General features: G+C 69.0%; 11 protein-coding genes. 9 read left to right on the forward strand and 2 right to left on the reverse strand.

The window, feature by feature from the left end:
• Positions 1-185: 185 nt before the first annotated feature.
• The 3 genes from WME73_RS13245 (at position 186) to WME73_RS13255 (ending at position 7,874) form a co-directional block, all read left to right on the forward strand.
• Positions 186-5,447, forward strand: coding sequence for an AAA family ATPase (locus WME73_RS13245; protein ID WP_437745830.1), 5,262 nt, complete (start codon positions 186-188; stop codon positions 5,445-5,447).
• A 95-nt stretch (positions 5,448-5,542) separates the two neighbouring features.
• The gene (locus tag WME73_RS13250; protein ID WP_437915943.1) at positions 5,543-5,965 is read left to right on the forward strand and encodes a hypothetical protein; all 423 of its coding nucleotides are present in this window, start codon (positions 5,543-5,545) and stop codon (positions 5,963-5,965) included.
• 394 nt (positions 5,966-6,359) lie between these two features.
• A complete protein-coding gene (locus tag WME73_RS13255; RefSeq protein WP_437915944.1) occupies positions 6,360-7,874 on the forward strand; it encodes an arylsulfatase in 1,515 nt (504 codons plus the stop codon).
• 39 nt (positions 7,875-7,913) lie between these two features.
• Here WME73_RS13255 and WME73_RS13260 read toward each other — a convergent pair whose 3' ends face one another.
• Entirely contained in the window at positions 7,914-8,237 is a 324-nt protein-coding gene (locus tag WME73_RS13260) for a hypothetical protein (protein WP_437745833.1), read from the reverse strand.
• Positions 8,238-8,382: 145 nt separating this feature from the next.
• Here WME73_RS13260 and WME73_RS13265 point away from each other — a divergent pair, with 145 nt between their 5' ends.
• Together WME73_RS13265 and istA are read left to right on the forward strand one after the other, a co-directional pair.
• Complete coding sequence (locus WME73_RS13265; protein WP_437745834.1) at positions 8,383-8,754, forward strand: hypothetical protein; 372 nt, start codon at positions 8,383-8,385, stop codon at positions 8,752-8,754.
• Positions 8,751-9,527, forward strand: a complete 777-nt coding sequence (gene istA, locus WME73_RS13270) for an IS21 family transposase (protein WP_437745835.1) — start codon at positions 8,751-8,753, stop codon at positions 9,525-9,527. Before WME73_RS13265 ends, istA begins: the two co-directional genes overlap by 4 nt.
• 427 nt (positions 9,528-9,954) lie before the next feature.
• Here the strand turns inward: istA and WME73_RS13275 are convergent, their stop codons facing one another.
• The gene (locus WME73_RS13275; protein ID WP_437745836.1) at positions 9,955-11,352 is read right to left on the reverse strand and encodes an NAD(P)/FAD-dependent oxidoreductase; all 1,398 of its coding nucleotides are present in this window, start codon (positions 11,350-11,352) and stop codon (positions 9,955-9,957) included.
• Between the two features lie 254 nt (positions 11,353-11,606).
• On the opposite strand from WME73_RS13275, the gene WME73_RS13280 reads away from it, so the two are divergent.
• The 4 genes from WME73_RS13280 (at position 11,607) to WME73_RS13295 (ending at position 15,829) form a co-directional block, all read left to right on the forward strand.
• Positions 11,607-11,924, forward strand: coding sequence for a hypothetical protein (locus tag WME73_RS13280; RefSeq protein ID WP_437745837.1), 318 nt, complete (start codon positions 11,607-11,609; stop codon positions 11,922-11,924).
• Between the two features lie 40 nt (positions 11,925-11,964).
• A complete protein-coding gene (locus tag WME73_RS13285; RefSeq protein ID WP_437745838.1) occupies positions 11,965-12,228 on the forward strand; it encodes a hypothetical protein in 264 nt (87 codons plus the stop codon).
• Positions 12,229-12,531: 303 nt separating this feature from the next.
• Positions 12,532-14,211, forward strand: coding sequence for an ABC1 kinase family protein (locus WME73_RS13290; RefSeq protein ID WP_437915945.1), 1,680 nt, complete (start codon positions 12,532-12,534; stop codon positions 14,209-14,211).
• A 118-nt stretch (positions 14,212-14,329) separates the two neighbouring features.
• Entirely contained in the window at positions 14,330-15,829 is a 1,500-nt protein-coding gene (locus WME73_RS13295) for a flavin monoamine oxidase family protein (RefSeq protein WP_437745840.1), read from the forward strand.
• Positions 15,830-15,934: the final 105 nt, after the last annotated feature.

The raw sequence follows: 15,934 nt of genomic DNA on the forward strand, positions 1-15,934 counted from the left end.
GAAGGTTGCGCACGGGCCCGCTCGCGCAGCTCCTCGCGAGGCGGTGGCGCACGGCGCGCTCGCGCATCTCCTCGCGCGCGGCCGGTGCCCCGGCGCCGAGATGTCGCTATGCTATCCCCCTCGCACCGAGCGCAAACCGCGCATCCCGCCGCTCGCGCGCGAAGCGGGCGGCCAACACGAGGCCCATGGACGTCGCGGCTCAGATCGTCAAAGCCTTGAAGTCCGCCGGCTATGGGCAGATCGAGGCGATCGCCCTCACGAGGTCGGGTGCGGTGTTCCGGGCCGTCGCGCCGCCGGACGGGCGCTCCGTGATTCTCAAGATCCACACCGACGAGAGCGAGGGTCCCGACCGAGAGGCCGCGGTGCTCCGCCGCCTGAGGCGCACCTTTCAGCTCCTCACCCTCGGCGGCACACGGTGCCTGGAGACGCCGGACATCGGCGGCGTCTCCGTCGCCAGTGTCTGCGCCCGGCGGCGACTCGCGATCGACGAGGCGCTCGCGATCGGCGCCAGGGTCGCGGGCGAGCTGTCCAAGGTGCACCGCTCCCACGTCATCCACAAGGATGTCAATCCTTCGAACGTCGTGTGGAACGAGCGCACGGGCGCTGTTCAGCTGATCGATTTCGGTGTCGCGAGCGAGCTGGCGCTGGAGCAAGCCGAGCTCGCGCCGCCGTCCCAGATCGAGGGGACGCTCGCATACATGGCGCCCGAGCAGACGGGCCGCATGAACAGGCCGCTCGACGCCCGCGCCGACCTCTATGCGCTGGGCGTGACGCTGTACGAGATGCTCACGGGCCGCCGGCCTTTTGAGACGAGCGACCCGCTTGATCTGGTGTATTGCCACCTCGCGCGCGCGGCCGCCCCGCCGCGCGAGGTCGACCCCCGTATTCCCGAGGTCGTGTCCGACATCGTGCTCCGCCTGATGGCCAAGGAGCCGCAGGATCGCTACCAGACGGCCTGGGGCGTCGAGGCGGACCTCTGCTGGTGCGTCGAATCATGGCGCCGTGCGCGCCGGATCGAGCCCTTCCCGCTCGGCCGGCGCGACGTCCCCGATCGGCTGGCGATCCCCCGCCGGCTGTACGGTCGCGACGAGGAGATCGAGGCCGTCACGCTCGCCCTGGAGCGCTCCGCCGAGGGGTGCGCGGAGCTCGTGCTCGTCGGCGGACCGCCAGGGATCGGCAAATCGGCGCTGGCCCATGAGCTGCTGCGCTCCCTGACGGGCAAGCACGGGATGTTCGCCACGGGCAAATGCGACAGGCTCCAGCGCGCGACGCCGTACGACGTCCTCGCCAGGGCCCTGCAGGACGTCGTGCGGCACCTTCTTGGTGCCGAGCCCGACGCCGTCGCGTCATGGCGGCAGGCGCTCCTCTCCGCGCTGGGCGAGAACGGCGCCCTGGTCGCCGCGCTCGTGCCGGAGCTCTCGCTGCTGATCGGGCCGCAACCGCCTGTGCGGGAGCTCGATCCCGTGGCGGCGCGCAACCGCTCGACGCTGGTGCTCCGCGGGTTCGTGCGCGCGCTGTGCCGGGACAGCCAGCCGCTGGTCCTGTTCCTCGACGACCTCCAGTGGGCGGACGCCGCGACGCTCGACCTGCTCTGCGAGCTCGCCGCCGATCCGGACCTGCGCTTCTGTTGCATGATCCTCGCATACCGCGACAACGACCTCTCCGAGGGGCACCCCCTGCGCGCAGCGATGGAGCGCATGCACAACGGTGCCGCGCGGGGCACCTCGCTCGCGCTCTCGCCGCTCCCCGAGCGCGCCGTCGTGGAGCTCATCGCCGACGCGCTGCGGGTCCCGGCCCCGCGCGCGGCGAGCCTCGCGCGGATCGTGGAGCGGAAGACGGGGGGCAACCCGTTCGTCATCGGCCAGCTCTTGCAGCGGCTGCACCTCGACGGCGTCATCACGTTCGACCCGGCCTCCGGCTCCTTCACGTGGGACGAAGCCCGCGCCGAGGCCGCGCCGATGGCGGAGAACGCTGCCGCTCTGCTCCGCGCGCGGCTCGGCGAGCTCTCGCCGGCCGCGAGGGAGGCGCTGCGTGTGGGCGCGTGCCTCGGCGATACGTTCGACGTCCACACGCTCGCGGCCCTCCGCCGCGCCGCCGCGGAGGAGACGCTCTCGGATTTGCGGGAGCCGGTGGAGGCCGGGATGCTGATCCCGCTCCGCCTCCGGGCGCCCGCCGGCCACCCCTCGGCCGCGACGTTCGCGTTCGCGCACGATCGGATCCGGGAGGCGGCCTATGCGCTCATCGAGGAGCGGGATCGGCCCGCTGTGCACCTCGATCTCGGACGGCGGCTCCTCGCGATGACGCCGGCCGAGCGCCTGGACGAGCGCCTGTTCGTGATCCTGGACCAGCTCAAGGCCGGGCAGGCGCTGCTCGCGGAGGAGGCGGAGCGGATCGAGGTGGCCCGGCTGTTCCTGCGCGGCGGCCAGCGGGCGCTCGGCGCGGCGTCGTTCGAGGCGGCCGCGAGCCTGCTCGGCGCCGGCGCCCGGGTGCTGGGCGAGCAGGGCTTCGCGCGGGCGCGCGAGCTCGCCGTCCCGCTGTACCGGGCAGCGGGGCTCGCGGCCTGCCTTGTCGGCGATTTCGACGGCGTCGAGCGGCTCGCCTCCGCGCTCTCCGCCCACGCGGCGTCGGTCCTCGACGAGGTCCATGCCGACAGGCTCCGCATCCGGAGCGCGCAAGCCCAGGACCGGAGCGCGGAGGCCCTGCGCCTGGGCTTCCGCGCGCTCGGGCGGCTCGGGCTCGCGTTCCCCGAGAAGCCCACGGCCGAGGACGTGCAACGCGCCATCACGGCCATCCGCGAGCGGCTTGCGGGCAGGGAGGTGGAGGAGCTCGCGGCGCTCCCCCCGACGCGCGATCCCAGGATCCTGCTCGCCATGGAGATCGCCTGCCAGATCGCGGCCCTGGTGTTCCAGTACGCGCCGGAGCGCCACCCGTTCCTCGCCACGCAGCTCGTGCGGCTCTCCATCGATCGCGGCACCGCTCCATCCACCCCGCTGTGGTATGCGTATTTCGCCGCGCTCCTCGGCCTTCACGGCGACATCGAGGGCGCGGCGCGCTTTGGCCGGCTCGTCATGCAACTGGTGACGCGGCTCGGGTCCCGCGAGCTCCTGGCCAGGATCACGAGCCTCGTGGAGGGCCTGGTCCACCCGCGCACGGCGCACTACCGCGACACGCTCGAGCCGCTGCGCCTGGGGTACCAGGAGGGCATCGCGCACGGAGATTTCGAGTGGGCGGCGTACTGCGGCTTTGGGTATTGCGTGTACGCCTACCTGGCCGGCGCGCCGCTCCGCGAGCTCTCGCACGAGCTTAGAGGGATGGTCCGCGCCTGCTACACGCTCCACCAGGAGCCGACCGCGCGCCAAGCTGCGGCCCTCGAGCAGGCCACGAGGAACCTGCTCGGGAAGGACGGACAGCCGACGGTGCTCCAGGGCGAGGCCTTTGACGAGCGGACGATGCGCCCCGTCATGGAGGCGGACCGCCAGTTCCTGGGCTTGTTCATGGTCGCCTGGGTGCGGATCCTGCAACTCTGTCTCTTCGGCGACTTCCGGGGCGTGCTCGAGGAGCTCGAGAGAGCCGAGCCGTGGCTTCTGGCCGGGCGCGCGATGCCTATCCACTATATGCGGATGCAGATCGCGGTGGCGCTCTCGTGCCTCATGCTGGCCGCAGACGAGGTCGGGGACGGTCGCGCTGCGCTGATCCCGCGCGCGGAGGCCATCCTTGACGAGGTGCGTGCGGCGACGCGATCCGGCGCGGCGAACGTCGGGCACCACGTCGCGTTGCTCGAGGCCGCCCGGTCCGGGCTCCTGGGCGACGATCCCTGGGTCACGGCCAGGCGCTACGACGAGGCGGTCACCGGGGCGGAGGCGAAGGGCTACGTGCACGACGCCGCGTTCGCGTGCGAGCTCGCCGGCCGCTTCTGGCTGGCGGCCGGCAAGGCCTTCCTGGCGCGCGCCTACCTGGAGCGAGCGCGGCGGCTCTACGCCCGGTGGGGCGCCGTGGCCAAGGTCGCGCAGCTCGAGCAGCGGTACGCGAGCCTCCTGCCGATGCACGCCCCCATGGGCGCGCTGATCACGACCTCGCAGGCGCCGGCCGTCCTGCTCGACGCGGCGTCGCTGTTCAAGGCGTTGCACGTCATCACGAGCAGCCTGACGCTCCACGAGCTCCCGACGCGCCTCCTCTCCACCGTCATGGAGAACGCCGGCGCGCAGCGGGGGGCGCTCTTCGTCGTGCGGGAGGGCGCGCTCGTCCTCGAGGCGGCCGGCGACCCGTCCCGCGGCGCCGTCCGCACGGGAGGCATACCCGTCGAGCGCGCCGGCGATCGCGCGTGCCTATCCGCCGTGCGCACGGTGGCGCGGACCCAGGCGCCGATGGTCCTCGAGGACGCGCGCACGTCTCCGGCGACGCGCGACGATCCCTACGTGGAGTCGCGACAGACCCGCTCCATGCTGTGCGCGCCGGTCCTCTCGGGGGGCGCGCTGCGCGGCGTGCTGTATCTCGAGAACGACCTCGCGACGGGCGCGTTCACGGCCGAGCGCGTGGAGGTGGTCGGGATCCTGTCGGCCCAGGCCGCCGTCGCGCTGGAGAACGCGTTCCTCTACGACGACCTCGCGCGCCTGCTGGAGGAGCGGACGCGCCTGCTCGCGCAAGCCGAGGAGGGGGTGCGGGCGCGCGACACGTTCCTCACGCTCGCCGCGCACGAGCTGAGGACGCCGCTCACGCCGCTCCTGATGGAAGTCCAAGTCCTGCTCCGAGACGCGCGCGCCGGCGGGATGCGGGACGGGGGGCCGGAGCGCGCGGTCAGGAAGCTGGAGCGCGCGGTGGACCAGATCGGGCGTCTCGAGCGGCTTGCGAACGATCTCCTCGACGTCGCGCGCCTCTCCGCGGGCCAGCCGGAGATGCAGATGGAGCCGGTGGATCTGGCGGAGGTGGTCCGCGACGCTGCCGCGAGCCACGCGGTGGCGCTCGAGCACGCGGGCTCGACGCTGTCCCTCGACGCGAAGCCGGGGGTCGTGGGCGTCTGGGACCGCGCGTGCCTCCGGCAGGCGGTGGACAAGCTGCTGTCGAACGCCGTCAAGTTCGGGGAGGGAAAGCCCATCGATGTCCGGGTCGAGGGCGACGGCGACCGGGCGCGGCTCGTCGTGCGCGACCGCGGCGCCGGCATCCCCCGCGCGGTGCAGGCGCGGCTCTTCAGGCGGTTCGAGCGCGGCGTGTCAGAGCGCCATTTCGGAGGCCTAGGCCTCGGGCTGTGGCTCGCGCGGCGCTTCGTCGACGCGCTGGGCGGGGGCATCCGGATCGAGAGCGAGCCCGGCACGGGCGCCACGTTCATCGTGGAGTTGCCGCGCGAGCCCACGCGGGACGGCAGCCGGCCGAGCCCGAACGCGCGGACGAGCCGACAGGCCCCGTCGGACGCGCCTCACAGCCGCGCCCGAGGGGAAGGGGAAACGGGGTGATGTCTCCCGCCGCCCGTCTCCACGGGAGGATCGGGCGCTGGCGGTTCCACAGGGGAAGGCGGCGGCAGCTCCGCAGGGGAAGGCGGTGGCGGCGGGTGCCACCTCCGGACGACCCCGCGGTGTTCGAGATCGGCACCGGCGAGACCTGCTTCGAGAGCATCGAGGATGGCGCCACGCTCCCGGTGATGGCCGGGCCCCAGGGGGGATATCACCTCTGGTTCGCCGTCGGCTGCAGCGATTGCGGGGCGAGGGTCCGCGTGCGGTACAGCCTCAAGGACCCTGCGACCGGGGACCTGTTTCCGCCGGGCGTGCCGCAGGAGGGGATGATCGAGCTCCTCCCCGGGGAGTTCCCGCACGCGTTCGGGCTCATTGCGTTCCTCCCCGGAAGGCAGTGGGAGCCGGCCGCCGTGCTCAAGGAGGGGACCCACGTGATCCTCGCGGCGGAGGCGCGCAACGACGACGGCTCGACGAAGCATGCAGCGCCGGTGGAGGTCGTCCTCGGCGCCACCGTGGCGTGAGGGCTGCCATGCAGCGACGATCCGGCGATCTGCGACGTCCCCGGCGGGGCGCCGTGCTGCACCGATTGAGCGATGCGGCCGCCGAGGGGAAGGTAAGACGAAACGATTCGAAGAGTCCGAGCGAGTCGCCATGCGCTCTTCGAGCCCATCGACGGCCGGTCGGACGTAATCGTCACGATGGCTTTCGACGGCAGCGGCAGCGCGACGTGGAGATCAGGTTTTCTACGAGCTGTCCTTCCAGGAGATCATCGCGCTCTCGGCTGCAGTGAGGACGGCGCGAAGGCCACCGTCCACCACGGGATCAACGAACTGCCGAGAGCGGAGCCCATGTTCGGTGCGCCCGATGCGGGTTCTCCCGACTTGTCGGACACCGTTCGTGTGCCATGCCATCGCCATGTCGACACCTGGTATGGCGACTCCGAAGACGACAAAGAAGCGCAACGGCAAGCCCAACGTCCTCATCCTCTGCGGAGACGACATCGGCGTCTGGAACGTCAGCTTCCATAGCCGCGGGATGATGGGGTATCGCACCCCGAACATCGATCGGATCGCTGAGGAGGGGCTCGCCTTCACCGATTACTACGGTCAGCAGAGCTGCACCGCTGGCCGAGCCGCGTTCATCACCGGCCAGAACCCGATCCGCACCGGGCTGACCAAGGTGGGGATGCCCGGCGCCGAGATCGGCCTCCGGCCCGAGGACCCCACGATCGCCGAGCTCTTGAAGCCGCTCGGCTACGTGACCGGGCAGTTCGGCAAGAACCACCTCGGCGACCGGGACGAGCACCTGCCCACGAATCACGGCTTCGACGAGTTCTACGGCAACCTCTACCACCTGAACGCCGAAGAGGAGCCGGAGCTCCCCGACTACCCCAAGGATCCAGCGTTCCGCAAGCGGTTCGGGCCGCGAGGGGTGCTCCACTGCTTCGCCGACGGCCGCATCGAGGATACCGGCCCGCTGACGCGCGAGCGGATGGAGACCATCGACGACGAGATCACGGACCGGTGCCTCGAGTTCCTCGAGCGCGCCCACCGCGACGGAAAGCCGTTCTTCGTCTGGTACAACACGACCCACATGCACTTCCGCACGCACCCGAAGCAGAGAGTCCGTGGGAAGAGCGGCCAGGGTTTCTACAACGACGTGATGGTCGAGCATGACGAGTACATCGGCAAGATCCTCTCCAAGCTCGACGAGCTCGGGATCGCCGAAGACACCATCGTCCTGTACTCGACCGACAATGGGCCCCACTTCAACACCTGGCCGGACGCCAGCATCACCTGCTTCCGCAGCGAGAAGAACACGAACTGGGAGGGCGCGTTCCGTGTGCCGGCGTTCGTGAGGTGGCCCGGGAAGATCCCGGCCGGGAAGGTGCTCAACGGGATCGTCTCCCACCAGGACTGGCTGCCGACGCTGCTCGCCGCCGCGGGCGTCCCCGATATCAAGGAGAAGCTCCTCCACGGCCACCAGGCCGGGGACAAGAAGTTCCAGGTGCACATCGACGGCTACGACATGCTCCCTTACTTCACCGGGAAGGTGGCGGAGAGCCCGCGAAAGGAGTTCTTCTACGTCGGCGACGACGGCGATCTCTTGGCGATCCGTTATGACGACTGGAAGCTCGTCTTCATGGAGCAGCGCGCCACGCGCTTGCAGATCTGGTTCGAGCCGTTCGTCCAGCTGCGGACTCCGAAGATCTTCAACCTCCGTCGCGACCCGTTCGAGCGGGCTGACGAGGGCTCGAACACGTACTGGGACTGGGTCCTCGACCATGTGTTCCTCGTCGTGCCCTGCCAGGCGTATGTCGCGAAGCTCCTCGACTCGTTCGAGCGGTTTCCTCCCCGCCAGAAGCCGGCGGCGTTCAACCTCAACCGCGTGATGGAGAAGCTCACCCAGAACCGCATCCATGCTGACTGATGACGGAGCGACCTGACCCCTTCCCGCCGTCGCCGGGCGTCAGCCGGGCGGGAGCACGGCGAGCAGCGCTCTGGTAGCAACCCTCTTGTCGAGGACAAGCACGTTCCGGATCATCCTTGCGCTCCCCGTGAGCTTCTCGCCCAGCGCCTCGCCCGGGATCTCGAGCCGGCAGGCCAGGAGGCGCCGGGGGTAGCGGGAGAGGAGCGCGTCGCAGTCGCGATAGAAGCGGGTACTGCCGTCGCTCGCGAGGAAGAGGAGGCGAGACGCGCGGGCGTTCTGCGGGCTTCCCAGGGCCCTCCTTGCCGCGGCGTCCAGCTGCGGCACCAGCGCTTCCCCGAGGGACGCCTCGATCACCGCGATCACCAGCGTGCCTACCGCGCTCGACGGGGCCGGCGCGTGATGGATACGGGGTCCGATAACTTGCCCGCGTCCGCCAGCGTGTGCCCGCGGGCCGGCGCGCCGACGTCTAGGGACGACGTGGCCGTCGCCGGCCCGCAGGAGTCGATGGATGGACGAGCTGGTGATGACGATCTCCGCGACGCCGCGGGAGGCGCGGGTGCTGCTGACGCAGGGACCCAACGAGGTGATGAAGGCCCGGCTGCGATCGGTGGCCACGCCGGCGCATCGGTTCGCCGGGCCGATGCTGTGCGAGTCGATGGCGCTCTGGGACGACCAGAGGGTCCGCGCTGTCGTTTCTGCGGAGTCCGAGGAGATCTTGTTCGCGCTGGGTTTGTGCGACGGCCTCGGCGTCGCGCGCGCGACGCTGCACTACGTCGTCGAGCCTCTCTTCATGGACGCCCCGCCCAGCCGCGGGCAACGGCTGCCGGGACTCGGTAACTTCCGCGGCGAGCATCGCCTTCGCAGGAGCCTCGGTCGATGACGATCGACCAGGCCAAGGAGGCGGAGATCCGCCGCCTGCACTTCGCCGAGCACTGGAAGGTCGGCACCATCGCGACGCAGCTCGGCCTGCACCACGACACCGTCGAGCGCGTGCTCGGCCTCGGCAAGGGGGCGCGCTCGCGGCCCGTCATTCGCGACGCGGACGCCGCCGTGAGCGAGGTGCCTTTGCCGCTGGGCGGCTACGAGGCCTTCGTCATCGAGACGCTGACACAGTATCCCCGTCTCCGCGCCACGCGCCTGTACGACATGCTGGTGGAGCGCGGCTACGAGGGCAGTATTCGCACGGTGCGACGGCATGTCCGGCTCGTGCGCCCGGCGCCGAAGAGCGAGGCCTTTCTCCGCGTCGAGCCGCTCATCGCCGAGCAGGCCCAGATCGACTGGGCCTACCTCGGCAAGCTGTGCGTCGCGGGCGGCACGCGCCTGCTCTGGGCCTTCGTCATGGTCTTGTCGTACTCGCGCGCGATCTGGGGCGAGCTCGTGCTCGACCTTTCCGTGAGGTCGCTCCGCCGCTCGCTCGTGCGCGCGTGCTGCTACTTTGGCGGCGCGACGAGACAGTGGCTCTTCGACAACCCCAAGACCGTCGTCCTCGAGCGCCACGGCGACGCGGTGCGCTTCCACCCGGACCTGCTCGCGCTCGCCGGTCAGCTCCGCGTCGCGCCGCGGCTCTGCGCCGTGCGCAAACCGCAGCAAAAGGGCAAGGTCGAGCGAGCGATTCGCTTGACAAACCTATCCAGTCGGCCGGCTGCAGGCTGATCCGCTTCGCGATCCCGGTCGCCAGTAGGCCGGCCCCTCAGACGGCAGGGCGGTCAATAGGACCAAGGTCTCATGGACGGCGCCGAGCCGAAGGCCTACCGCCGTGCGCAGGCGTATGCAGGCGACGGAGCAGCTTTGTCCATGCTGGAATTGCGAGGCAGTGAGCGTTGTGTATTGCGCGTTGCATCGTGAACGGCTAACGCAACCGTGGACGATGGGGGCGGCGGCTGCGAGCGCGCGTGTGGGTAAGGTGGCGCTTGACCGGATTGATCGCCACGAGGTGCCGCTCGACCTCGGTGCCGCTCCGGGGCGGACGCGACGTGTGGGGCACCTCTGGCCAGGGGCTCGTCACGCGACCTCCGGCCAGCAACGCGTCACGGGGCGCGCAGGCCCGCCCGCCGTTGACGCCTGCTCCGCGCGCCGTTCATCACGATGCCCCGATGTCGGGTGGTCGTGCCGATGGCATGTCTCGCCCCCCGCCCCGAGCGATCACCGCCAGCGTCTTCAGCGACAGCAGCGACATCGGCGTGTCGAGCATGTGGGCCACCCGCGTGAACCGCTGGTTCGTCTCGACGTCGGAGAACACCGCGTTCAACACCCGCGCCGAGCTCTTGATCATCAACCGCTCCGCCAGCGTGTGCTCGGTGCCCGAGAACACCGACATCCACAGCCGATCTTCCATCACCGCCATCTGCCACGGCACCTTCAGCACCCCTTCCAGGCTCTTCTGGAAGTGACGGCCGAAGCCGTCCAGATTCCCGCGCTGCCCGAAGTACGACGACAGATCGCTGTCGAGGCGCTCGGCCCCGAGCGTCGCCACCGTCATCCCCTGGCCATACCGTGGGTTCAGGTTGCATACGGCGTCGCCGATGATGAGGAATCCCTCCGGAAACCTCGGCAGCCACCCGTAGCGCCGCCAGCGGTTCGCCGTGGCCTGGAACGCCTTGACCTCCGACACGGGCTTCGACGCACGGAGCAGCCGGTGGACCTCGGGCACGCAGAGTCTCGACGTGTGGGCGATGAACTCGTCGGCGCTTCGCGGCGGGCTCGGCTTGCCGTAGCAGGCCATCGAGCAGAGGATGCGGTCGGGGGCGAGCCGCACCAAGCCCACCCCGCACGGCTCGTGAGGGAGCACGGTCAGTGTTCCCATGACGATCCAGTCCTCGCCGATGCCGCTCGGGGGCTCAAAGATGCAAGTGCTGTACACCACCCCCGCGTCCACCACCTGCTCCTCGACCGGCGGGAAGCCCGCGTCCTTGAGCCAGCGGCCCGCGGGCGACGCGCGGCCCATCGCATCGATTACGAGGTCGGCGGAGAGCTCGTCCGTCAGTCCGCCGCGGGAGACGCGCACCCCGCGCAGCCGCTCGCTGCCGAGCAAGCCTGCCACCTTGCACTCCTCGATCACGGTGATGTTGTCGCGCCGGGAGACATCGCGCACGAGCAGCTGCTCGAGCGCCGCGCGGGTGCAGGGGCGGAACAGGATGCCCGACCGGACCTGGGGCAGCCACCGCCCCCCGGCGGCGCCGCGAATGTGGTACGTCACGTCGCCTTCGCGCAGCCCGATCTCGTCGAACCACCCGGGCAGCTCGGGTATGAGCCTCGACAGCGTGTGCAGGCCCCGCGCCAGGAGAGCATGGATGTGCGCGCCCTGCGGCGCGTGGGGTCGCGCCATGGAGTGCTCGTCGTAGCGGTCGCGTTCGATCACGGTGACCTGCTCGAAATGACGGGCAAGCACGCCGGCCGCGGCGAGGCCGGCGATGCCGCCGCCGAGCACGACGGCGCGGCGACCCTTGATAGGACTCGATGATGGATTGTGAGGTTTCATAGATCGAGTCCGGGAAGCATCGGCCAAGCTCTCGCCGACTGTCCAGCAAAACCGACACGGGCTCTATGATGCTGGCACGTACGCGCGCTCGATAGGCCCTTTTGTGCCCTACGATCGCTCCCTGTGTCTGTCCTAAATTTGTGTTGACACTTACCTGTCGTTTACGTGATAATCTGGTACTGCGTTTGATTCACGGAAACGTGCAATGACCATCTTGTTCATGTAGCAGTAAGCCCTACCCGGACGGGAATACAATGCTGGAGTTCAAGCTACCCAAAGCGGTCAAGAGGATCATCATCTCGCAGCCGGCGACCCTGGAGGGGCCGGCGGCTGGCGTGTACGAGCTGAAGCGCAAGCGCAAGCGGAAGAAGATATCCAAGGGCGGCCGATTCTGGGAAAAATTGATGCGGTACGGCGCCCGCGCCAACAAGAAGACCATCGACACATACATCGATCGCCACAACCGCTCCAACCGCAAGAAACGGGATGGGTGGATGCGCGATCTGTCGAACAACCTCTCCCGAGCCACCCAGAAGGGGAGAAAGCGCTTCAAGATCAGCAAGCTGTTCTGAGGCCCCGGGACGTTTTCACGAGTGACGGAGGATTCCGACGATGAATATTCAGGGTGTTACCAACGACGCGGGCGCGGCTGAAGCCCTGCAGCGACCGACGATCATCGATCTGGGCAAGAAGAGCCGCAAGCGGGTCAAGAAGCTGCGCAAGGGCAGGCCCGGCGGCCTCATGAGCAAAGTGCAGGAGGTGATCGAGCAGCTCAGGCAAGCGGGCTCGGTTCCCGCGGCAGCGCATACGGTCGTCGTGATCGTGCGCGAGCGCAGCCGGCGGGGCAGGGCCACCAAGATGTGGGGGTTCGGCTGACCAAGCCCTCCGGGGCTCTCCCACCATCAACATGGTTCGTGGATCGGAGCGCGGACGGCGACGTGCGCGCCCGAGCAGCGAAGCTCCATTCACCCGGACAACCCTCGGGGCCCACCTCACGTTGCACGGCCGGCGTACGCCCCACCTGCTTGTCAGATGCTGAAGAAGAGACTGATCCCGACACCCTTGGTGTACCAGAGGCCGCCGAAGGCGACCAGCGGGGCGCCGTTAAAGCCACCCCCCCGGCGGCGCGTCCTGTTCGTATTCAGCTTCTTTCTCCAGATCCTCTGGCACCTCTTGCTCATGCGCGTGCGGCCGCCGGCGGGTCCGGGAGGTAAGTACACCGCCGAGCGACTCGCCGAGCACGCGCGGGAGACCATGGAGCGGCTCGGTGGGATGTGGATCAAGACCGGTCAGATCATCGCCATGCGCCGGGACATCTTCTCCAAGCAGCTCTGCGACGAGATGTCCAAGCTCCACGACAGCGCGGTGGGCTTTCCAGGCGAGATCGCCTGCCAGATCATCGAAAAGGAGCTCGGCCGCTCCATCCACGAGATGTTCTCGGAGTTCGACCTCATCCCCCTCTCGGCGGCGTCGATCGGCCAGGTCCACGTGGGCCGTCTGCGGGCGAACGGCGTGAGGGTGGCCGTGAAGGTGCAGCGGCCCAGCATCGCTGAGTCCTTCGCACGCGACCTGAAGATCATCGGCGTTTACGTGGCGGTGCTCAAGCTCCTCCGGGTGATGCCGTGGGGCAAATGGGACGAGATGTTCTGGAAGCTCCGCCAGACGCTCGCCGACGAGCTCGATTATCGACTGGAAGTGGCGTCGATGCGCCGCATGAGGAAGTCCCTGCGCCGGCAGAAGGTCTACGTGCCGAAGGCGTTCGTGCGCTGGTGCAGCCCCCGCGTCTTGACGATGGAGTTCGTCGACGGGGTGCTCATGTCCGACTACCTCAAAGCGCTCTATGCCGATCCCGAGAAGGCGCTGGAGTGGTGCAAGGAGAACGACGTCGACCCGAAGAAGGTCGGCAGGCGCCTCTATCTCGGTTTCCTTCAGCAGTTCCTGGAAGACAACCTGATGCACGGCGATCTCCACCCGGGCAACATCATGTTGCTCAAGAACAGCCGGTATTCACTGATCGACTTCGGCTCGATCGACTCGCTCGATAAAGGGTTCATCGAGAAGTACAGCCTGGCCATCAAGGTGCTGGTGAGGCGCGACTTCTCCAAGTACGTGGACGTGTTCCTGACCATGGTCCCGGGCCTCCCGAACGACCTCGATGTCGAAGGTCTGCGCACGGAGGTGACCCGTGAGCTCCAGGCGTGGGAGAGCCTGACGGACGCCAAGGGGATCCCGTATGAGCAGCGGGCGCTGACCGGGGCGAACGTGAGGCTCTCCGCGGTCATGGGGAAGTACAAGTTCCCGCCGCTCTGGAACATGCTGCGGGTGATGCGGAGCTCCATGGCGCTCGACGCTTCGTTGAAGTTCCTGATACCGGAGGTCAACTTCTTCAAGCTGACGGGCCGCCATTACGAGCAGCGCCGCGACAGGATGCTCAAGCACATGGCCTCGAAGCGGAGCCGGCAGGATCTGGTCTCGGCCCTGAACGACTTGATGCGACTGCCCGCGACCGTGGGCGAGAACCTCCTCTTCCAGGGCGAGCTCATCAAGAAGCGCGCGATGACATTCCAGGCGAACCTCTCCAAGGCCGCGGAGGTGGGCAAGGCGCTGTTCGCGACCCTGTTCAACGTCGGGCTGATCGGCACCGTCTTCGTTGTCGCGCGCTACCTGAACAAGCAGCACCACGTCGGCAACCACGTCATCTCGACGCTGCCGGTGAGGGACGTCTTCACGGAAATGCCGCAGCTCTCTCCTGGGTTGTGGCTCGTCGTCATCGTGCTCTCCGTGTACCTGCTCTGGAACCTGAAGAGGCTCGTGAGGGTGCTCGGGCTCAAGGAGATCAGGTCGAACCCCTGGGCCTGACGCGATGAGGCGCATGAGCGGGACGGACAGGGCACGCCGCACGAGGGCGCACGCGAGCAGAGACGAAGCGATGACGCAAGGGATCACACCTCACCGTACCATCACACGAAGAGCCCTCATGGAGGCCTCCGTCGCGACGGCGGGGACGCTCGTTCTGGGGTGCGGCGAACGTGGCTGCACCTCTTCACGGCCCGTCCAGGAGGTGAAGCAGGCCGACGTCGTCGTCGTGGGCGCGGGCCTCTCCGGGTTGATGGCCGCGCGCGAGCTCGTCAAGGCTGGCGTGGACGACGTCCTGGTCCTCGAGGCGCGCGAGCGGGTCGGAGGGCTCACGGTCAGCCAATCCATCGGCGAGGGCATCGTGGTCGACGGAGGGGGGCAGTGGGTCGGCGAAGGCCATACCCGGATCCTCGCGCTCGCAGAGGAGCTCGGCGTCCCGACGACGGAGACATACGGCGATGGGGTGCCGGTGTTCTACTTCAACGGCGCGCGCATGGCCGGGACCGGGCAGGTGTTCGACGGCGTGCGCATGCCCGGGACCGGGCAGGTCTTCACCCATGACGAGCGGATCGAGCTCGCGGAGGTCCGCCAGAAGCTCACGGAGATGGCCGCGGCGCTGTCGCCCGACGCCCCGTGGGACGCCCCGCGCGCCGCCGAGTTCGACCAGCTCTCGATGTTCAACTGGCTGCGGGAGAACACCAGGCACGAGAGCGTGCACCGGACCGTCGGCTATGCCGTCAATTTCACGTTCGGCGCCAAGCCGGAGGACATCTCCCTCCTGTGCTTCCTCGTGGCCATCCGCGCCTGCGGCGGGCTCGAGAGCCTGCTGGCCACCTCCGACGCCCAGGACAAGTCCTTCGCCGGCGGGTCCCAGAGCCTGTCGCTGACGATGGCCAGGGAGCTCGGCGACCGCGTGATCCTCGGCGCGCCCGTGCGGCGGATCGTCGATCCTCCAGGCGAGCCCGCGCGCGTCGAGACGGATCGCCTGGTGATCCTGGCGAGGCGCGTCGTGGTGGCCATGATGCCGGCGGACACGCGGCGGATCGAGTTCGAGCCGGAGCTTCCGGAGCTCCGCAGCGGCCTGGTGAAGAACTGGACAGGCATGCCGGACTACAAGGCTCATGTCGTCTACAAGACGGCCTTCTGGCGTGGACTCCAGCTCAGCGGGACGGTGATCGCAGACGACGCCGTGATCGACTTCGTCTTCGACAGCTCGCCCCCCGGCGGATCTCCGGGGGTCCTGCTCGCGTTCGGCGCGGGCGAGCAGGTCCCGAGCGACACGAACGCTCGCAAGGACGCCGTCACCGCGGCGCTGGCGAAGTTCTTCGGGAGAGAGGCGCTCGAGCCGACAGGCTTCGTCGAGATGGACTGGATGAGCGAGGCCTGGTCCAGCGGCTGCGCGTCCCCGCTTAAGCCAGGGGTCTTGAGCGCCTACGGTCGAGCGTTGCGCGCGCCCGTGGGTCGGATCCACTGGGCCGGCACCGACACCTCGCCGGTATGGAGCGGTTTCATGGAAGGGGCCGTGCGCTCCGGGGAGCGGGTTGCCGGCGAGGTCATCGCGGCCCTGCGCGAGAGCGGCGTCGCGGTGCCCGCCGCGCCGCCACCAGCGAGCGCCGGCTGAGGCTGCGTCGCTGCGCGTTCCGGCGGTCTGCAGATGCATCGCCGGGAGATTCGTTGTTGGAACGGGAATACTAAGACTGGCTTTCGACTGAACCACCCTCCTGTT

Origin of the sequence: Sorangium sp. So ce302 (assembly GCF_051530145.1) — a bacterium.
Lineage (GTDB): Bacteria > Myxococcota_A > Polyangia > Polyangiales > Polyangiaceae > Sorangium > Sorangium cellulosum_B.